Here is a 16303-nt window from a genome sequence, read left to right on the forward strand (position 1 = left end):
AACAAAAAGGGCACCTCGCGGTGCCCTTTTTTCATCGAGCCGCTATCGGTCGGAAAACACGCCTACTTCGCGGCCTGTCGCTCCGCATTGACGTTCGCCGAAGCGATCGCCGTCATGTTGATGATCCGGCGCACGGTCGCGGCCGGTGTCAGGATATGCACCGGCTTCGACGCGCCGAGCAGGAACGGACCGACCGTCACGCCTTCGCCGCCGATCATCTTCAGCAGGTTGTACGTGATGTTGGCCGCCTCGACGTTCGGCATGATCAGCAGGTTTGCTTCGCCCGTGAGCGTGGTGCCGGGGAAGGCCGCCTTGCGCACCGCTTCCGACAGCGCCGCGTCGCCGTGCATTTCGCCGTCGACTTCCAGATGCGGCGCGCGTTCGGCGATCAGCTTGCGCGCCGCCGACATGCGCGTCGACGTCGCCGACGGAATGCTGCCGAAGTTCGAATTGGACAGCAGCGCGACCTTAGGCACGATGCCGAATTTCTCGATTTCGCGCGCGGCGAGAATCGTCATATCGGCGAGCTGTTCGGCCGTCGGCACTTCGTTCACGTACGTGTCGCTGATGAAGAGATTGCGGCCCGGCAGCATCAGCAGGTTCATCGCAGCGAAATTGTCGACATGCTCGGCCTTGCCCAGCACCTGCTCGACGTATTTCAGATGCTCGTGATACGTGTCGATCAGGCCGCAGATCATGCCGTCGGCGTCGCCGAGATGCACGAGAATTGCGCCGATCAGCGTATTGAACTTGCGCATCGCGGCCTTCGCGACTTCAGGCGTGACGCCCGAGCGCGCGCCGATCTCGTGATAAGCCTGCCAGCTCTGCTGATAACGCGGATCGTCTTCCGGATTGACGACCTCGAAATCCTCGCCGCACTTGAGCTTCGAGCCGATCTTCTTCAGACGCATCTCAATGACGCCCGGCCGGCCCACCAAGATCGGCTTTGCGATCTTTTCGAGCAGCACGAATTGCGCGGCGCGCAGCACGCGCTCGTCTTCGCCCTCGGCGAACACGATGCGAGCCGGCTGCGCCTTCGCGGCGGCGAACACGGGGCGCATCACCATGCCCGAGCGGTAGACGGTCGCGCCCAGTTGCTCGCGATAGGCGTCCATGTCCTGAATCGGACGCGTGGCGACACCCGAATCCATCGCGGCCTGCGCGACGGCGGGCGCGATCTTGATGATCAGACGCGGATCGAAAGGCTTCGGAATCAGGTACTCGGGACCGAATTCCAGCGAATGCCCTTCATAGGCCTTCGCGACCTCATCGCCCTGATCGGTTTCTTCCGCCAGTTCAGCGATCGCGCGCACGCACGCGAGCTTCATTTCTTCCGTGATCGTCGTCGCGCCGACGTCCAGCGCGCCGCGGAAGATGAACGGGAAGCACAGCACGTTGTTGACCTGGTTGGGATAGTCCGAACGGCCCGTCGCGATGATGCAGTCCGGACGCACTTTCTTCGCTTCTTCCGGGCGGATTTCCGGCTCCGGGTTCGCGAGCGCGAGGATCAGCGGCTGCGTGCCCATCTCCTTGACCATTTCCGGCTTCAGCACGCCGGCGCTCGAGCAGCCGAGGAACACGTCGGCTCCGTTGATCGCGTCGCCGAGCGTGCGCGCGTCGGTGTGCGCCGCATAGCGCTCCTTCGACGGGTCCAGATTGCCACGGCCTTCGTAGATCACGCCCTTCGAATCGACGACGAGCACGTTCTTCTTCGACAGGCCCAGATTCACGAGCAGGTCCAGACACGCGATGGCCGCCGCGCCCGCGCCCGAGCACACGAGCTTGACTTCGTCGAGCTTCTTGCCGACCACCTTGAGGCCGTTGAGAATTGCCGCCGATGCGATGATCGCCGTGCCGTGCTGGTCGTCGTGGAAAACGGGAATCTTCATGCGCTCGCGCAGCTTCTTCTCGATGTAGAAGCATTCGGGCGCCTTGATGTCTTCGAGGTTGATGCCGCCGAGCGTCGGCTCCAGCATCGCGATCGCTTCGACGAGCTTGTCGGGATCGGATTCGCTCAGCTCGATATCGAACACGTCGATGCCGGCGAACTTCTTGAACAGACAGCCCTTGCCTTCCATCACGGGCTTTGCGGCGAGCGGTCCGATGTTGCCGAGCCCCAGCACCGCCGTACCGTTCGTGACCACGCCGACGAGGTTGCCACGCGACGTGTACTTCTGCGCGTCGAGCGGCTCGTCGTAAATGGCCATGCACGCGGCTGCGACGCCCGGCGAGTATGCGAGCGACAGATCCAGCTGGTTCGAAAGCGGCTTGGTCGGCGTGACCGAAATCTTGCCGGGCTTCGGATTCTGGTGATACGCGAGAGCGCTTTGCTTCAGTTGTTCGTCCATTTTCTAACCTGCGAGACGTTAATAATCGGGCCCGGCTCGATACATCGCTACGTCACGTGCTGCGCTGGCCGTTGCCGGGCGGATGCCCGACGGCGGCGTTTCTCGCGTGCGCCCGTTGGGCGCGGCGTCAAACCTCAGCGGAAAGCAGGCGGCGCTGAGCTTTTTCGGGTCGGTTAGTGTACACCCCCGACGAGTCAGTCCGGGCCAGGTTTTGTACCGGACGGATAAGCCGGAGCCGCGCCAGCTCTTGCTGCGGCGCGACATGGAAACACTCCCACCGTTCCTCGGGGACGCCGTCATTCGAGCGCAGCGCCGCGGCGCTCGGGGATCAGAAAGAGCGTCGCGAGGATATCGAGCACGTAGATCGATGCGAGCGCGATGAGCGCGGCGCCGAACGAAAAACGCGTAGCCAGCGCACCGACCGCGACGGGGCCGAACCCGCCCACCGCCCGGCCGATGTTGAACAGCACGTTTTGCGCAGTGGCGCGTGCATCCGTCGGGTACAGCTCGGAAATCAGCGCGCCGTAGCCGCCGATCATCCCGTTCACAAACACGCCCATCAACGCGCCGCCGATCGACAGCGCGGCGGGCGTGCTCAGGTGCGCGTAGACGAACACCATCACGACGGCGCCCGCCTGATAGAACAGAAACGCCGGCTTGCGGCCGAAGCGGTCGGCAGCGTTGCCGAACAACCAGATGCCGACGGCCATGCCGAGCACCGTGACGGCAGTCCATAGACCGGAGCGCGTCAGCGAGTAGCCAAAAGTTTTCGACAGATAGGTCGGCAGCCAGATCATCAGGCCGTAGTAGCCGAAGTTCTGCACCGAGCAGAGAATCGCGACGCCCACGCTCGCGCGTGTCGTGCGGGCGTCGGCGACGAGCAGTTTCATGGGCGCCTTGCGCATGCCGCGCGCGATCCGCTCGGTGAAGAGCGCCGGTTCCTCGACGCGCCGTCGCACGAAAAACGACACCACGGCAGGCACCAGCCCGAGCGCGAACATGCCGCGCCAGCCGATCAGCGGCAACAGCAGCGGTGTCAGCAACGCGGCGGCGAGCACGCCGAGTTGCCAGCCAAGCCCGACATACGAGGACACCCGCGCCCGCTGCGCAGCGGGCCAGGCCTCGGCGACGAGCGTCATGCCGATGCCGAACTCTCCGCCCAGACCGACGCCCGCGATCGTCCGGTACGCGAGCAAATCGCCGTAGCCCTGCGCGAGCGCGCACAGGCCCGTAAAGATCGCGAAGATCAGGATCGTCCACGTGAGCATGCGCACGCGACCGAAATAGTCACTCAAGACGCCGAAAATCAGACCGCCCGCCACCGCGCCGATCAGCGTCCACGTGACGAGCGAGCCGGCTTGCGTCGACGTAAGGTGCAGATCGGCGGCGATCACGTGCAGCATGAAGCCGAGAATCAGCAGGTCGAAGCCGTCCATCGCATAGCCGAGCACCGACGCGATCAGCGCCCGCGCGGCATAGCCGGGGCGAGTATCTTGCGTGACGGGATTCGACGAAGAAACGATGTTCATGTGCGGCAGTCCTTGCTGGTGTTGCCGGGTGCGAACTGCAATCGGCCGATGGCCGGGCGCGGCCATCGCTGAAGGTTGCAGTGGAAAATTTCGCGTGAGTGTAAAGGGTAAAGGCCGCGATCTGCTGTCACAACCTGGCCAAAAGGCATAGGCGAAGCGCACGGACAGCCAGTGCGAAGGCGGACTCGCGTGTCCGGGCGCCCTGGGACAAGTCCGAATCGGGTAAAATAACGGGCTACGCGCGCAGCAATCCTGTCAGTTTTTCAACTTTCCGGTGTGTTTCGTCCATCCGGGCGCCGGGTGCCACATCTGGTCACGCCACGCTTGCTGCGCCATCGGGCCGCGCGCCCGCCTCCCAGCTCATCACCCAAGGATTCGCCCATGACAGGCTTCGATCGCCAGACGATCTCCGACACGACCGCAAAAATGCTGCTGGAAGTCCAGGCAGTGCACTTCAACGCGGAAAAACCGTACATCTTCACTTCCGGCTGGGCGAGCCCCGTGTACATCGATTGCCGCAAGCTGATCTCGTACCCGCGCGTGCGCCGCGGCCTGATGGAGATGGCGGAAACGACGATTTTGCGCGACGTCGGTTATGAGCAGATCGACGCCGTCGCCGGCGGCGAAACGGCGGGCATTCCGTTCGCCGCATGGCTGTCGGACCGTCTGATGGTGCCGATGCAGTACGTGCGCAAGAAGCCGAAGGGTTTTGGCCGTAATGCGCAGATCGAAGGTCTGCTGACGGAAGGCCAGCGCGTGCTGCTGGTCGAAGACCTGACCACCGACAGCCGCAGCAAGATCAACTTCATCAACGCGCTGCGCACGGCGGGCGCGCAGGTGAACCACTGCTTCGTGCTGTTCCACTACAACATCTTCAAGGAAAGCGTGTCCGTGCTGAAAGACATCGACGTCGATCTGCACGCGCTCGCCACGTGGTGGGACGTGCTGCGCGTCGCGAAGGAAAAGGGCTACTTCGATACGAAGACGCTCGATGAAGTCGAAAAATTCCTGCACGCACCCGCCGAATGGTCGGCAGCGCACGGCGGCGCGACGGCTGCTCCGCAGTAATTGTCCGCATCATGCGCCGGGCCGACGCCGTCAAGGCCCGCGCGCAACCGGCGATGCCAATAAGAAGGCCGCCTGTCCGCAAGACAGGCGGCCTTTCTTTTGGCACGCTAAGATTCGCGTCGACCGGATTCAGAAGCGCTCTTACGCCTCTGACGACACATCTAAGACTGTTGCGGCGCAGCGCCTCCGTCGTCGGCCTCACCCGGGGCATACGACGACAGATTCATCAAGCCGTTACTTTGCGCGTACTGGAATAGTTCGGAATCTCGTTCGAGTCCGAGCTTGCGCATCGCCGTGTTCTTTTGAGTACTGATCGTCTTAATGCTGCGGTTCAGTTGCTCGGAAATTTCCTTAATTGTCATATCCGAAACAAAGAGCCGCACCACTTCGAGTTCGCGCTTCGACAAGATCACTTCGTCACTCTTTCCACCTGCGTTCATGCGCAGCGTGTCGAGCGACGCCTTCACCGACGGGCTCATGTATTCGAGATGCCGGCTGACGTGCTGCACGGCAAGCCCGATGTGGCTCAGATCATCTGACTTGTTCACCACGGAAGTCACGCCAAGCTCATTTAGCCGCTTCAGCAACGCGGCGTTTTCGAGCATCGTCAGGACAACGATAGGCAGGTCGGGAAAATTCCGACGCAAGTAGCCGATCAATGGCAGGCCGTCGCCGTAATGCCCGCCGGGCATGGCGAGATCGGTGACGAGCACGTCGCAGGGAGTCGTTTGTAGCAACTTCACTAACTCGGTGGATTGCTTTGCGCGCGCGACCACGCGGATACCCTGGAACTTGAGCAACGCCTGCTCGGCACCAAAGAGAATGACCGGATGGTCGTCGGCAACCACGACCCTGATGGGATCTTGCATGGCCCTCCCTTGATCAGACAATCCACGCTCCGAAACTTCAGTCATGAAACTGTTTCTTAGTTCTAAATTTATAGGAGTTGTCTGCTTGTATGTGACCGCAGACGATTGCAGCGACTATAGCCGATTTCAGACCATACTGGCCGCTTACCAAGCACGAATGCTTTTATAAGATGTAATGTTAGACTCGATTTGTCGCTTGGGTATAAAAAAGGACAATAATCCTTCGTAAGGACAATTCTTTACGAGCCTGACAGGAGATTCGGCACATGCGCTTGCGTTGCCCGGTCGTTACGCCTGCTTCGTTCCGTTCGTTCCTGCCGTTTCTGTCTTTCGCGCCATCGCGGGTCATGTCCGTCATCGCGTCCGTCCTCGTGTTCGCGTGCGCGGTTCACGCGTCCGCGGTCTTCGCCGACAACGCGTTCACCGTCACCAGCACCAGTTTTCGCGCGGGCGGCACGGTTAACAACGCGCAAGTATTCGATCGCGACGACTGCAACGGCAACAACCATTCGCCGCAACTCAGCTGGCATAACCCGCCCGACGGCACGCGCAGCTTCGCGATCACGATATTCGATCCCGATGCACCCGGACGCGGCTGGTGGCATTGGGCCGTCGTCGGCATTCCGGCGAATGTCGACCGGCTGCCGGAAAACGCCAGCGCGTCCGGTTTTCTTAAGAAACTCGGTGCCGTCGAAGCGCGCAACGACTTCGACATCGACGGCTACGGCGGCCCCTGCCCGCCGCCCGGCAAGCCGCATCGCTATGTCATCACCGTTTATGCGCTGAGCACGCCCAATCTCAGGCTCGCGCAGGGACGCCCTTCGGTGATGTTCGATCACGAGATCAGCACCGCGACGCTCGGCTATGCCCGCATGACCGTCATGTACGGCCGCTAGCCTTTTTCCAAGGCGGTCTCAAAAGCGATCAGTGGGCGCCGCGTTTTCTCACGGTGTCTGAGAGGACTTGCTCGTGATGACAAAATGCAGCGTTCTGCGCTTTCCAGTCATTTCTTGAAACAATGGAGTTGTCCATGTCGAAGATCATCATCGTGTATCACAGCGGCTATGGCCACACGAAGAAGCTCGCGGAAGCGGTTCTCGCCGGCACGCTCGACGGCGGCGCCGATGCCCGGCTGATCGCCGTCGGCGAGCTCGACGACGCGGGCTGGGTCGCGCTGGACGCAGCCGACGCGATCATCTTCGGCGCGCCCACCTACATGGGGGGCCCGTCCGCCGACTTCAAGAAATTCGCCGACGCCAGTTCCAAGCCGTGGTTCGGCCAGAAGTGGAAGGACAAGATTGCCGCCGGCTTCACGAACTCGGCGACGATGAACGGCGACAAGTTCTCGACGATCCAGTATTTCGTGACGCTCGCGATGCAGCACAGCATGATCTGGGCGGGCACGGGCATGATGCCGTCCAACACGAAAGCGGCGACGCGCAATGATCTGAATTATGTCGGCGGCTTCACGGGGCTGCTGTCGCAGTCGCCTGCCGACGCCACGCCCGACGAAGCGCCGCTGCCCGGCGACATCGAGACCGCGAAGGTGTTCGGCGCCCGCATTGCGGCCGTGACGGCGCGCTGGAAGGCGGGACAGCCGGCATAGGCGGGCGCGGCGCGCGCTGATTGCGTGTTTGCGTGTTGACCGCGTTCTGACAGCACGCGCCGTCATGCCGCTGTCACGGTTGCGGCGCAACGTGTTTTTCGCCGAATCTGCACAAGCGCTGCACACGCGCCGCCAAGCAGACTTAAAATGGCGTTCCGGCGCAGCGAGCGCCCCGTTTTCCGTAAGCCAGCGAGATCGAGATGAGCACGAAAGTTTTTGTCGACGGACAGGAAGGCACGACCGGCCTGAAAATCTTCGAATACCTGTCGCAGCGCGCAGACGTTGAAATCGTCCGCATCGAAGAAGCGAAGCGCAAGGACATCGACGAGCGCCGTCGTCTCATCAACGCGTCCGACGTCACGTTCCTATGCCTGCCGGATGTTGCGTCGCGCGAATCGGCGTCGCTCGTCGAGAACGACCGCACCGTGCTGATCGACGCGAGCACGGCGTTCCGCACGCATGCCGACTGGGCGTACGGCCTGCCCGAGCTGGCCCGCGCGCAACGCGAGCGTCTGCGCACGGCCAAGCGCATTGCAGTGCCCGGCTGCCACGCATCGGCGTTCGTGCTGGCGATGCGTCCGCTCGTCGAGGCGGGCGTGGTGTCGGCGGATTTCGCCGCGCACAGCTATTCGATCACCGGCTACAGCGGCGGCGGCAAGAAAATGATTGCGGACTACGAAGCGGGCGGCAACGCGAAGCTCGACAGCCCGCGCCCGTATGCGCTCGGCCTCACGCACAAGCACCTGCCGGAAATGGCCGCGCACACGGGCCTGAAGCACCCGCCTATCTTCACGCCGATCGTCGGCAACTTCTACAAGGGCCTCGCCGTGACGACGTACTTCACGCCGGGCCAGCTCGCGAAGCGGGCCACGCCACAAGAAGTGCAGGCGCTCTTCGCCGAGTACTACAGCGGCGAGCAGTTCGTGCGCGTCGCGCCCTTCAACGCCGACGACAACCTCGACAGCGGCTTCTTCGACGTCCAGGCGAACAACGACACGAATCGCGTCGACCTGTTCGTGTTCGGTAGCGAAGAGCGCTTCGTCACGGTCTCGCGGCTCGACAATCTGGGCAAGGGCGCGTCGGGGGCGGCGATCCAGTGCATGAATCTCGCGATCGGCGCAGACGAAGCGACGGGCTTGAAACGCTAACCGATCGCGCATGGACGGCACGGCCGTCCTCGCGCTTTACAAAGCCGGCATTCAAACGCCGGCTTTTTCTTTTGCAATCGCCAATCTGCGATTAAAAACGGCTAATTAAACGCGGCGTAATTCCTTTCGTTTTGCCGTCATTTCCAGCACGCCTTAAAACCGGCATTTAATGCTTCCCTTCTTTCTGTATTGCGCATCTATTACCGCATAGGGAATCTCCCGATTTTTTTGCGAACGAACGTTCGAAGATGATAGAGGCATTTTGCCGTATCGCCCGCCAGTAAAGGCGGAGCGGCAACGGGCAGAAATCCGCCCATCGGCGAAAGAAGCCGTTTTTGTTTAAAAGCGCGTGCCTCGAAGCGCCATGCGACTCTCCGCGAAAAATGGGCTGTTTGAATCGGACTTTTTAGACGATTCGCTCAATTGACAGCCTTAAATCCCGCAGCGAAATTAGCTCGCAAATTAGATCAGTAGGCAAACATGGATCGGAGTAAGGCGCTAAAGCCGCAACTCTGACCAACAGGGAGACGACAGCATGTACGCCATTTCGAGAGGGCTGGCATGTGCCATTGCCAGCGCGCCTTTTTTGCTCGCCTGCGGCGGAGGGAAAGCGGATAACCCCGGCTCGATCCGGACGAGCCAGTGCTCGGGATCGAGCTGCGGCGTGCAAGGGCCGCCCACGTCGACGGCCAGCGCGAGCACGCTTTGCCCGGCCGATGCCGACATCGGCAAGAGCACTTACCTGGGCGGGGCCGGCAGCGGCGAAGTCGTAACGCTGAACATCGATGCCGTCAAGATGACGTACACGCTGACGTTTCTGGAATCGCCGATTCCCGTGTCGACGGGACAGGTCGACAAGACACGTGCGGGCACGACGGTCACGGGCGCCGTCATGCACCCGCCCGCAGGCATGCTGCCCAACGCCGAGCAGACGCGCTGCGCGTTCATGCTGACGCCGGCCTCGGGCACCGCGCCGTCGACGGGCGCGACGTACACCACATCGTTTTCATCGGCGAATCCGCCGATTGTCTTCGTCGGCAAAGGCGTCGCGGGCGGCGGCATTCCCGGCGCGGACATCTCGTACGCCGGCAAAAACATCCTGACCTACCAGAACGTCGGCGCCGTGCCGAGCCGGCACTTCGACTTCTATCCGTTCCTCGGCTTCGCGAGCACGACGACCGATCTCTCGAAGGTCGCCGGCACTTACAACGGGCTGCTGTATCACATCGAGCCATCGGCGAACTACGCGGCGACCGCAACCAGCACGTCCGAAACGTTCGACACAAACGGCGCATGCTCGTCCACAACTAATCCAGCGCCCACTGCGGGCAACGCAAGCTCGACGGGATGCCTGTCGACGGGCGACCCGCTGACGCTCAACGCCAACGGCTATTTCGACAGCAACAACGCGCCGCGCATCGAAAACCAGTTCAGTTTGCCGCTGCTCGGCCAGAAGGGCACGTCGAAGGCTCATATGATCCTCGGCCAGCTGAACGGCGCCACCGTCCCGGTCGTCGTGAGGACGGGCTATGTGTTTACCGGCACGGGCGCCATTCCGCTGGATGCGCAGGTCGACGACGAATCCGGCATCGCGATGCTCGCGAGCGCGACGCCGCTCGCATCGGGCGGCTTCGACGGCGGCTATGTCGGCGCGGACTCGAACTTCAGGTACACCGCGTCGCTGATCCAGGGCGGCCTCGGCACCTTCATCAATCCGACCACGCAAGCCGCCGAAAGCGGCTTCGCGCTGAAGTACGGTCTCGGCAATCCCGGCGTCGTGAACGTCGCCGACACGCAAGGCAAATCGGGCCTCGCCATCGCCGCGGGCGGACTCTACGCGATCTTCATCGAAGGCACGGAAAACGGCGGCATCGCGCCGACTTCGGCCAACGCCGACACGGCCAGTTCGCCGTACTTCAGCGTCGGCGCGCAGATCAGCAAGTGAAGCAAGTGAGCGACGCGACGACACCACAACAACACGTGCAGCGACATGCAACGAACGCAGTACGGCAGCACCGCTAGATCACAAGGCCGAAAGGCGGCTGGACTGGGAGCCGGCTGCCCACAACAAGACAGGGAGGCACAATGAACTGGAAGATTCTTTCGGCGCTAGCTTTTGCAGCGCCGTTGCTCGCGGCTTGCGGCGGTTCGGGCAGCGACGGCCCGCCGCCGACGGAAGCCCGCCTCTGCCCTTCGTCGCTCGACTACGGCACGACCTTCACGGGCGGCGGCGGCGATGGCGAACTCGTCAAGCTGCAACTCGACACGACGAAGATGACGTGGCAAATCGCCTACGTCGAATCGCCGATCCCCGCGACGAAGGGAACGGTCGCGCCCACGCGCAAAGGACAAACGGCATCCGGCACGCTCACGCAGGAAACGCAGCTGCCCACCAACAAGCTCAACCAGTGCGCGTTCCGTCTGAATGGCGCAAGTCTCGATCCGAACCGTCCGGCGCGCATCTTCGTCGGCGAAGGGGTGGCGGGCGGCACGATTCCGGGCGCCGAGATCCAGTTCGACGGAATTCTTGGCCAAGGCCAGGTGCCCGATACGACATTCCCGTATTACCCGTTCATCGGCTTCTCGTCGATTGAGACGAATCTCGCGAACGTCACGGGCACGTACAACCAGCTCGGCTATCACCAGATTCCGTCGCAAAACTTCGCGCCGACCGTCGTCGATACCAAGATCACGATCAACGCCGACGGCACCTGGACGGAGTGCGACAACGCAGGCGTCAACGCCGGCAAGTGCCAGCAGCCGGGCACGAACTGGGCGCAATCGTCCGATGGCAGCGGCGCATTCGAAACCGACAACTTCCAGGGCCAAGGCAAACCGACGCTCGCAACATCGCCCGTCGCAAAGGGCTTCATGATCGTCGGCAAGCTGCGCAACCAGAACGTGCCGATCCTGATCCGCACGGGCGTTGCGAATTCGTCGCTAACGCCCAATCCGCAAAACGGCCTGACCGGCCCCGTCGCCGACGACGAATCGGGTATCTCGATCCTCTCGCCTCAGACGAACATCGCCGTCAACTCGCAGAACGGCGAGTACATCGGCGTCGACAGCGAGTTCGACTACCGGACGAACGCGCTCGTCGGCACGCAGGCGACGCTGCTCGATCCGTTCAACGCGTCGCAAGCCTCGCTGACCAAGGCGCTGAACCTCGACTTCACGCAGACGGTCCCCGGCGTCGTCACGTCGACCTACGCGAGCGCGGCCGCCGGCAGCGCGCCGACCGGCAAGTTCATTTTCACGGGGGGCGTATTCGGCTTCCTGGACTTGTCGAACGCGTCGTCGCCGTACTTCACGATCGGCGCCTTCGTCCAGTGATGGGCGCGCGCTCCGCACGATAAAACGCAACGAGGCGACCGCCCCTCGGCGCGTCTCTCTGCCCGCGCGGCAGAGCGGCCGGCCGGGGCGCGGAGCAGACGGCATCGACAACGCCGTCGCCCGCGCGGCAGGCCGTCCGCTCAGGAGGAACAAAATGAAAAAGCTCTTGGTCGCGGCGTCGGCTGCCGCATTGGGCGCGCTCGCCACGCAGAGCGCGCATGCGCAAAAGGCCGGCGACAACCTCGTCACGCTCGGCTGGTTTCACGTGATGCCGCAGGATTCGAGCACGCCGCTCACGACACACGTCGCGCCCGTGCCGATCAACACCCCGTTGCGGCTGCCGAGTTCGTTCACGTCGCCGGGCACGAGCCTGTCGACGACGAATGCCGATACGGCCGGTCTCGTCTTTTCGCACTTCGTCACGGACCATTTCGCGGTGACGTCGGTGGCGGGCATTCCGCCAAAGTTCAAGATTTACGGGCACGGCACCATTCAGCCGCCAGGTCCGGCGGGCGCGCTCGGCAAGCAGGACATCGGCGATCCCGCCGTCAATCCGATCGTGAAGAGCGTGCGGCAATGGAGCCCGGCGCTGATCTTCCAGTACTACTTCGGGTCGGCGACGGCGAAGTTCCGGCCGTTTCTCGGCATCGGCGTGTCGTACAACTGGTTCAGCGACATCCAGCTGAACAACAACTTCGTCACGTCGACACAGGACAACCTCGGCGCGATTCTCGCCGCGGGCGCGGGCAAGCCGGGCAAGACATCGGTGGAAGCGAAGGCATCGTCGTCATGGGCGCCCGTCTTCAACGCCGGCGCGATGTACAACATCACCGATCATTGGGGCGTGACGGCATCCGTCACCTATATCCCGCTGAAAACGACTTCATCGGTGATCATCAAGGCGGCGGACGGCACGGAACTGGGCGTATCGAAGGCTGAACTGAAAGCCAATCCGATCATCACGTACCTCGCGGTGTCCTACAAATTCTGACGAGGCCAGCGCAATCGGCTTTGACCGAACGGCCACGCGCAGCAGCAAGTACGAAGGAAACAGGCAAAAAAAAGCCCGCCAAACGGTTGGCGGGCTGAATCCATATCAGAGGAGACATGGAGGAGACGAAAACAACTATAGCAAACCCTGTGGTGCGATGCAACATTTAGATTAGAGTCCAGGCACTACAGGAAGCACGCGCGCGATCTCGCCATATCGCACCTTTCAGGTGCATTTATTGTGCTTCGCATCATGCCGTCGCTCCCGCCAACGGCCAGCAGGCGGCATCCGTTTTCAGCTTTTCGATCAGCGCGTCGCGCATCAACGAGATCGGCCGGATCAGGCGCCCGGGTAGCGCGCCATGCACGAGCCACACGTTCAGGCCACTGCGAAAATCCGGCACGTCGAGAATCTGCAGCGACTCGCGCTGCGGGCTGCGCGCGAGTACTTCCGGCGCCGCAAGCCCCACGCCCAAGCCGCGCGCGACGAGCGACAATTGCAATTCCGAGCCGAATGCCTCGACGGCCACATTGAACGGCAACCCCGCAGCCGACATCGCGCGGCTCAGCGCCGAGCGCATCCCGCAACCATCCTGATTCAGCACCCACGGATGACACGACAGTTCGGCGAGTGTCGTCGGCTGCTCGGTGAATCCGAACGAGCGCGGCGCGACGACCACCGTCGGCTTGTACGCGAGCAGCGTCGCGGTGAGCGCTTCCGGCAACGGGACGCCCTCCGGCAGCAGCACGACGGCCGCATCCGCCGATGCGCGCTCGACGCCCTGCAACAACCCCGGCGACCAGCCCGCCGTCACGCGCAGCGTGAGCTTCGGAAACGCGCTGCGCAGCCGGTCGATCGGCTGCTCCAGCGCGAGTTCGGACAAAAACGGCGGCACGCCGATTTTCAGCTCGCCCGTCGGTTCGCTGTCGGGCGACGCGACGGCCATCAGGTCGTCGACGGCGCGCAGCACGGTCCGCGCAAGCCCGTACACCTCGTTTCCAGCCGCCGTCGGTTTGAGCGGCTTGCTCTGCCGGTCGAGCAACTCGATGCCGAGCATCGTCTCCAGGTTCTGCACGCGGCGCGTGAGCCCGGGCTGCGTGAGAAACAGCTTTTCCGATGCCCTCACCATCGATCCGCTTTCGACGACCGCGACGAACGCCTGCAAGTCTCGCGTGTTCAAAACAACCTCGCATAAACATTATCGAGATAATTCAATTGTCGCATAACGTCGGCGTCCCTACGATAGGCTGGACGAAACCTTCCGGAGCAATCGATGAACCGACCCGCCGACACCTGTCCGCGCGCCGTCACCACACCGCCCGCGCCGCCATTGGCGCGATCGCCCGCAACGCCGACGACGACTTTGACCACGCCGCTGACGCTCTTTTTCGCCGCCGCTGTCGGCGTGATCGTCGTGAATCTGTCGGCGGCGCAGCCATTGACGGGACCTGTCAGCCGCGCGCTGAACCTGCCGCCGGAACTGGCCGGACTGATCGCGATGCTGCCTCAGCTCGGGTATGCAGCGGGATTGCTGCTGCTCGTGCCGCTCTGCGATCTGCTCGAAAACCGCCGGCTCATCGTCCGGACGCTCGCGTGCTGCGCTGTTTTCCTTGCGCTGTCGGCGCTCGCGCGGTCGGGCTGGCTGTTTCTGGCGTCGGTATTTCTGGCGGGCGCCACGTCGAGCGTGATTCAGATGCTCGTGCCGATGGCCGCGTCGATGGCGCCGGAAAGCGGGCGCGGGCGCGCCGTCGGCAACGTGATGAGCGGCTTGATGCTCGGCATTCTGCTGTCGCGTCCGCTTGCGAGCGTGATCGCGGGGTCGTTCGGGTGGCGTTCGTTCTACAGCATCGAAGCGGCCGCCGATGCGTTGCTTGCGCTCGTCCTCTACATCCAGTTGCCGAATCACACGCCTTTCGCTCACGCGCGCTACACGGAACTGCTGCGCTCACTGTGGACGCTGCTGCGCACCGAGCCCGTGCTGCAACGGCGCGCGACGCTCGCCGCTCTGGCGCTCGGCGCGTTCAGCGCATTCTGGACGGCCATTGCGCTGCGGCTCGCGCAGCCTCCGTTTTCACTCGGCATGCAGGGCATCGCGGCGTTCGCGTTGGCGGGCGCTACGGGCGCGATCGTCACGCCGCTCGCCGGCTATCTCGGCGATCGCGGCGCGGAGCGCGCGACGCAGATCGTCTCGCATCTGGTGATGATCGGCGCGGTTCTGCTATTGGGTGTCGCAGGCGCGGGCTGGGGCGGGTTTTCGCCGGCCGCGCATCCGATTGCGGCGCTCGCGCTGCTGGTCACAGGCGCGGCGGCGCTCGACGCGGGCATCATCACCGATCAGACACTCGGACGACGCGCGATCAATCTCATCAATCCGGCCGCACGCGGTCGGTTGAATGCGCTCTTCGTGGGAATTTTCTTTATCGGCGGAGCAATTGGCGCCGCGCTCTCAGGTGCGGCGTGGGCATGGGCCGGATGGAGCGGCGTGTGCGTGATCGCCTTGGGATTCACGATCGCCGTGCTGCTGTTCGGATTCGTCGACCGCGCGGTCCGGCGGGCCCAGCATTGAGCGCGGTTGCTTGCCGCAAGATCGCGCGGGCGCGCCGAACGATCGATGACCCACTCGCGCCGCGCGAAACCGCGTTGCGAGCGTGAAGCGTCAGTGCCGCACGAGCGCCATCATCGCGCCGAAGCCGACGAACACGCCGCCCGTCAGCCGGTTGAACGCCTTCGCGACGCCACTGGTTTTCAGCTTCGCGCCGATCTGCGTGCCGCAGCCCGCGTACACGATGTACCAGCTGATTTCCAGCACGGCCGTCGTCGCAACGAGAACCGCGAACTGTGGCAGCGTCGGACGCGATGCGTCGATGAATTGCGGCAGCAGCGCAGCCGAAAACAGAATCGCCTTCGGATTGCTGCTACCGACGAGAAAGCCGTTGCGAAACAGCGAGCCGCGCGAACGGGTGAGCTTGCTGCCGGCGTCGGGTGAAGCCTCGATTTTCGCCGCCGCGATTTCGCTCGCGGGCGAGCGCCATGCCTTCACGCCGAGATAGATCAGGTATGCCGCGCCGAGCAGGCGCAGCGCGTTGAACATCGTCGGCCAGGCTTTCAGGAACACGCCAAGACCGGCGACGGACACGGCCAGCATCAGCATCAGCGACATCAGACAGCCGGCCATCGTGGCCGTCGTTTGACGCATGCCGTAGCGCGCGCCGTGCGTCATCATCAACAGCATGTTCGGACCGGGGATCGCGCAGACGACAAAAACCGTGGCCACGTATAGCCACCAGGTGTGCAGACTCATGATGCTTCGTGCTCGGTGAAATTGAAAACGGGCGGGACGGACATTATGCCCGCCCAGCCCGTTGCGCGCCGAAGCCCGCCGCTTGCCGCCGCGAATGACAGCAAGGATCG

The 16303-nt window shown here is 63.2% G+C and carries 13 protein-coding genes; 8 read left to right on the forward strand and 5 right to left on the reverse strand.

Annotation, left to right across the window (positions count from 1 at the left end):
- Window positions 1–62: 62 nt before the first annotated feature.
- Window positions 63–2348 (reverse strand): NADP-dependent malic enzyme, encoded by a 2286-nt coding sequence (locus AABE10_RS30660; RefSeq protein WP_342936908.1) that lies wholly within the window; start codon window positions 2346–2348, stop codon window positions 63–65.
- 296 nt (window positions 2349–2644) lie between these two features.
- Window positions 2645–3877 (reverse strand): MFS transporter, encoded by a 1233-nt coding sequence (locus AABE10_RS30665; protein WP_342936909.1) that lies wholly within the window; start codon window positions 3875–3877, stop codon window positions 2645–2647.
- 381 nt (window positions 3878–4258) lie between these two features.
- Between AABE10_RS30665 and AABE10_RS30670 the strand changes: the two genes are divergently transcribed.
- Window positions 4259–4945, forward strand: coding sequence for an orotate phosphoribosyltransferase (locus AABE10_RS30670; RefSeq protein WP_152766900.1), 687 nt, complete (start codon window positions 4259–4261; stop codon window positions 4943–4945).
- Window positions 4946–5106: 161 nt separating this feature from the next.
- Here AABE10_RS30670 and AABE10_RS30675 read toward each other — a convergent pair whose 3' ends face one another.
- Complete coding sequence (locus tag AABE10_RS30675) at window positions 5107–5814, reverse strand: response regulator (protein WP_342936910.1); 708 nt, start codon at window positions 5812–5814, stop codon at window positions 5107–5109.
- A gap of 266 nt (window positions 5815–6080) precedes the next feature.
- Here AABE10_RS30675 and AABE10_RS30680 point away from each other — a divergent pair, with 266 nt between their 5' ends.
- The 6 genes from AABE10_RS30680 (at window position 6081) to AABE10_RS30705 (ending at window position 12892) form a co-directional block, all read left to right on the forward strand.
- Window positions 6081–6710 carry a YbhB/YbcL family Raf kinase inhibitor-like protein gene (locus tag AABE10_RS30680; RefSeq protein WP_342936911.1) on the forward strand — a complete coding sequence of 210 codons (630 nt, stop codon included), beginning with the start codon at window positions 6081–6083 and terminating at the stop codon, window positions 6708–6710.
- Window positions 6711–6844: 134 nt separating this feature from the next.
- The gene (locus AABE10_RS30685; RefSeq protein WP_342936912.1) at window positions 6845–7420 is read left to right on the forward strand and encodes a flavodoxin family protein; all 576 of its coding nucleotides are present in this window, start codon (window positions 6845–6847) and stop codon (window positions 7418–7420) included.
- Window positions 7421–7620: 200 nt separating this feature from the next.
- On the forward strand, window positions 7621–8568 hold the full coding sequence (argC, locus tag AABE10_RS30690; protein WP_342936913.1) for an N-acetyl-gamma-glutamyl-phosphate reductase: 948 nt from the start codon (window positions 7621–7623) through the stop codon (window positions 8566–8568).
- 535 nt (window positions 8569–9103) lie between these two features.
- Window positions 9104–10513 carry a DUF2957 domain-containing protein gene (locus AABE10_RS30695; protein WP_342936914.1) on the forward strand — a complete coding sequence of 470 codons (1410 nt, stop codon included), beginning with the start codon at window positions 9104–9106 and terminating at the stop codon, window positions 10511–10513.
- Window positions 10514–10653: 140 nt separating this feature from the next.
- Window positions 10654–11901 carry a DUF2957 domain-containing protein gene (locus AABE10_RS30700; protein WP_342936915.1) on the forward strand — a complete coding sequence of 416 codons (1248 nt, stop codon included), beginning with the start codon at window positions 10654–10656 and terminating at the stop codon, window positions 11899–11901.
- A 154-nt stretch (window positions 11902–12055) separates the two neighbouring features.
- Window positions 12056–12892, forward strand: coding sequence for an OmpW/AlkL family protein (locus tag AABE10_RS30705; protein ID WP_342936916.1), 837 nt, complete (start codon window positions 12056–12058; stop codon window positions 12890–12892).
- A gap of 250 nt (window positions 12893–13142) precedes the next feature.
- Here AABE10_RS30705 and AABE10_RS30710 read toward each other — a convergent pair whose 3' ends face one another.
- Complete coding sequence (locus tag AABE10_RS30710; protein WP_342936917.1) at window positions 13143–14072, reverse strand: LysR family transcriptional regulator; 930 nt, start codon at window positions 14070–14072, stop codon at window positions 13143–13145.
- Between the two features lie 93 nt (window positions 14073–14165).
- On the opposite strand from AABE10_RS30710, the gene AABE10_RS30715 reads away from it, so the two are divergent.
- On the forward strand, window positions 14166–15458 hold the full coding sequence (locus tag AABE10_RS30715) for an MFS transporter (protein ID WP_342936918.1): 1293 nt from the start codon (window positions 14166–14168) through the stop codon (window positions 15456–15458).
- Window positions 15459–15548: 90 nt separating this feature from the next.
- Here AABE10_RS30715 and AABE10_RS30720 read toward each other — a convergent pair whose 3' ends face one another.
- The gene (locus AABE10_RS30720; RefSeq protein WP_342936919.1) at window positions 15549–16193 is read right to left on the reverse strand and encodes a LysE family translocator; all 645 of its coding nucleotides are present in this window, start codon (window positions 16191–16193) and stop codon (window positions 15549–15551) included.
- Window positions 16194–16303 lie beyond the last annotated feature (110 nt).

Source organism: Paraburkholderia diazotrophica, from assembly GCF_038900755.1.
Lineage (GTDB): Bacteria > Pseudomonadota > Gammaproteobacteria > Burkholderiales > Burkholderiaceae > Paraburkholderia > Paraburkholderia diazotrophica_A.

What these genes read in the sequence shown, in the direction of transcription:
- AABE10_RS30700 (WP_342936915.1), top strand. Translation starts at nt 10,654, where the DNA reads ATGAACTGGAAGATTCTTTCGGCGCTAGCTTTTGCAGCGCCGTTGCTC.
- AABE10_RS30685 (WP_342936912.1), top strand. Translation starts at nt 6,845, where the DNA reads ATGTCGAAGATCATCATCGTGTATCACAGCGGCTATGGCCACACGAAG.
- AABE10_RS30675 (WP_342936910.1), bottom strand. Translation starts at nt 5,814, where the DNA reads ATGCAAGATCCCATCAGGGTCGTGGTTGCCGACGACCATCCGGTCATT.
- AABE10_RS30665 (WP_342936909.1), bottom strand. Translation starts at nt 3,877, where the DNA reads ATGAACATCGTTTCTTCGTCGAATCCCGTCACGCAAGATACTCGCCCC.
- AABE10_RS30715 (WP_342936918.1), top strand. Translation starts at nt 14,166, where the DNA reads ATGAACCGACCCGCCGACACCTGTCCGCGCGCCGTCACCACACCGCCC.
- AABE10_RS30705 (WP_342936916.1), top strand. Translation starts at nt 12,056, where the DNA reads ATGAAAAAGCTCTTGGTCGCGGCGTCGGCTGCCGCATTGGGCGCGCTC.
- AABE10_RS30680 (WP_342936911.1), top strand. Translation starts at nt 6,081, where the DNA reads ATGCGCTTGCGTTGCCCGGTCGTTACGCCTGCTTCGTTCCGTTCGTTC.
- AABE10_RS30660 (WP_342936908.1), bottom strand. Translation starts at nt 2,348, where the DNA reads ATGGACGAACAACTGAAGCAAAGCGCTCTCGCGTATCACCAGAATCCG.
- argC (WP_342936913.1), top strand. Translation starts at nt 7,621, where the DNA reads ATGAGCACGAAAGTTTTTGTCGACGGACAGGAAGGCACGACCGGCCTG.
- AABE10_RS30670 (WP_152766900.1), top strand. Translation starts at nt 4,259, where the DNA reads ATGACAGGCTTCGATCGCCAGACGATCTCCGACACGACCGCAAAAATG.
- AABE10_RS30720 (WP_342936919.1), bottom strand. Translation starts at nt 16,193, where the DNA reads ATGAGTCTGCACACCTGGTGGCTATACGTGGCCACGGTTTTTGTCGTC.
- AABE10_RS30695 (WP_342936914.1), top strand. Translation starts at nt 9,104, where the DNA reads ATGTACGCCATTTCGAGAGGGCTGGCATGTGCCATTGCCAGCGCGCCT.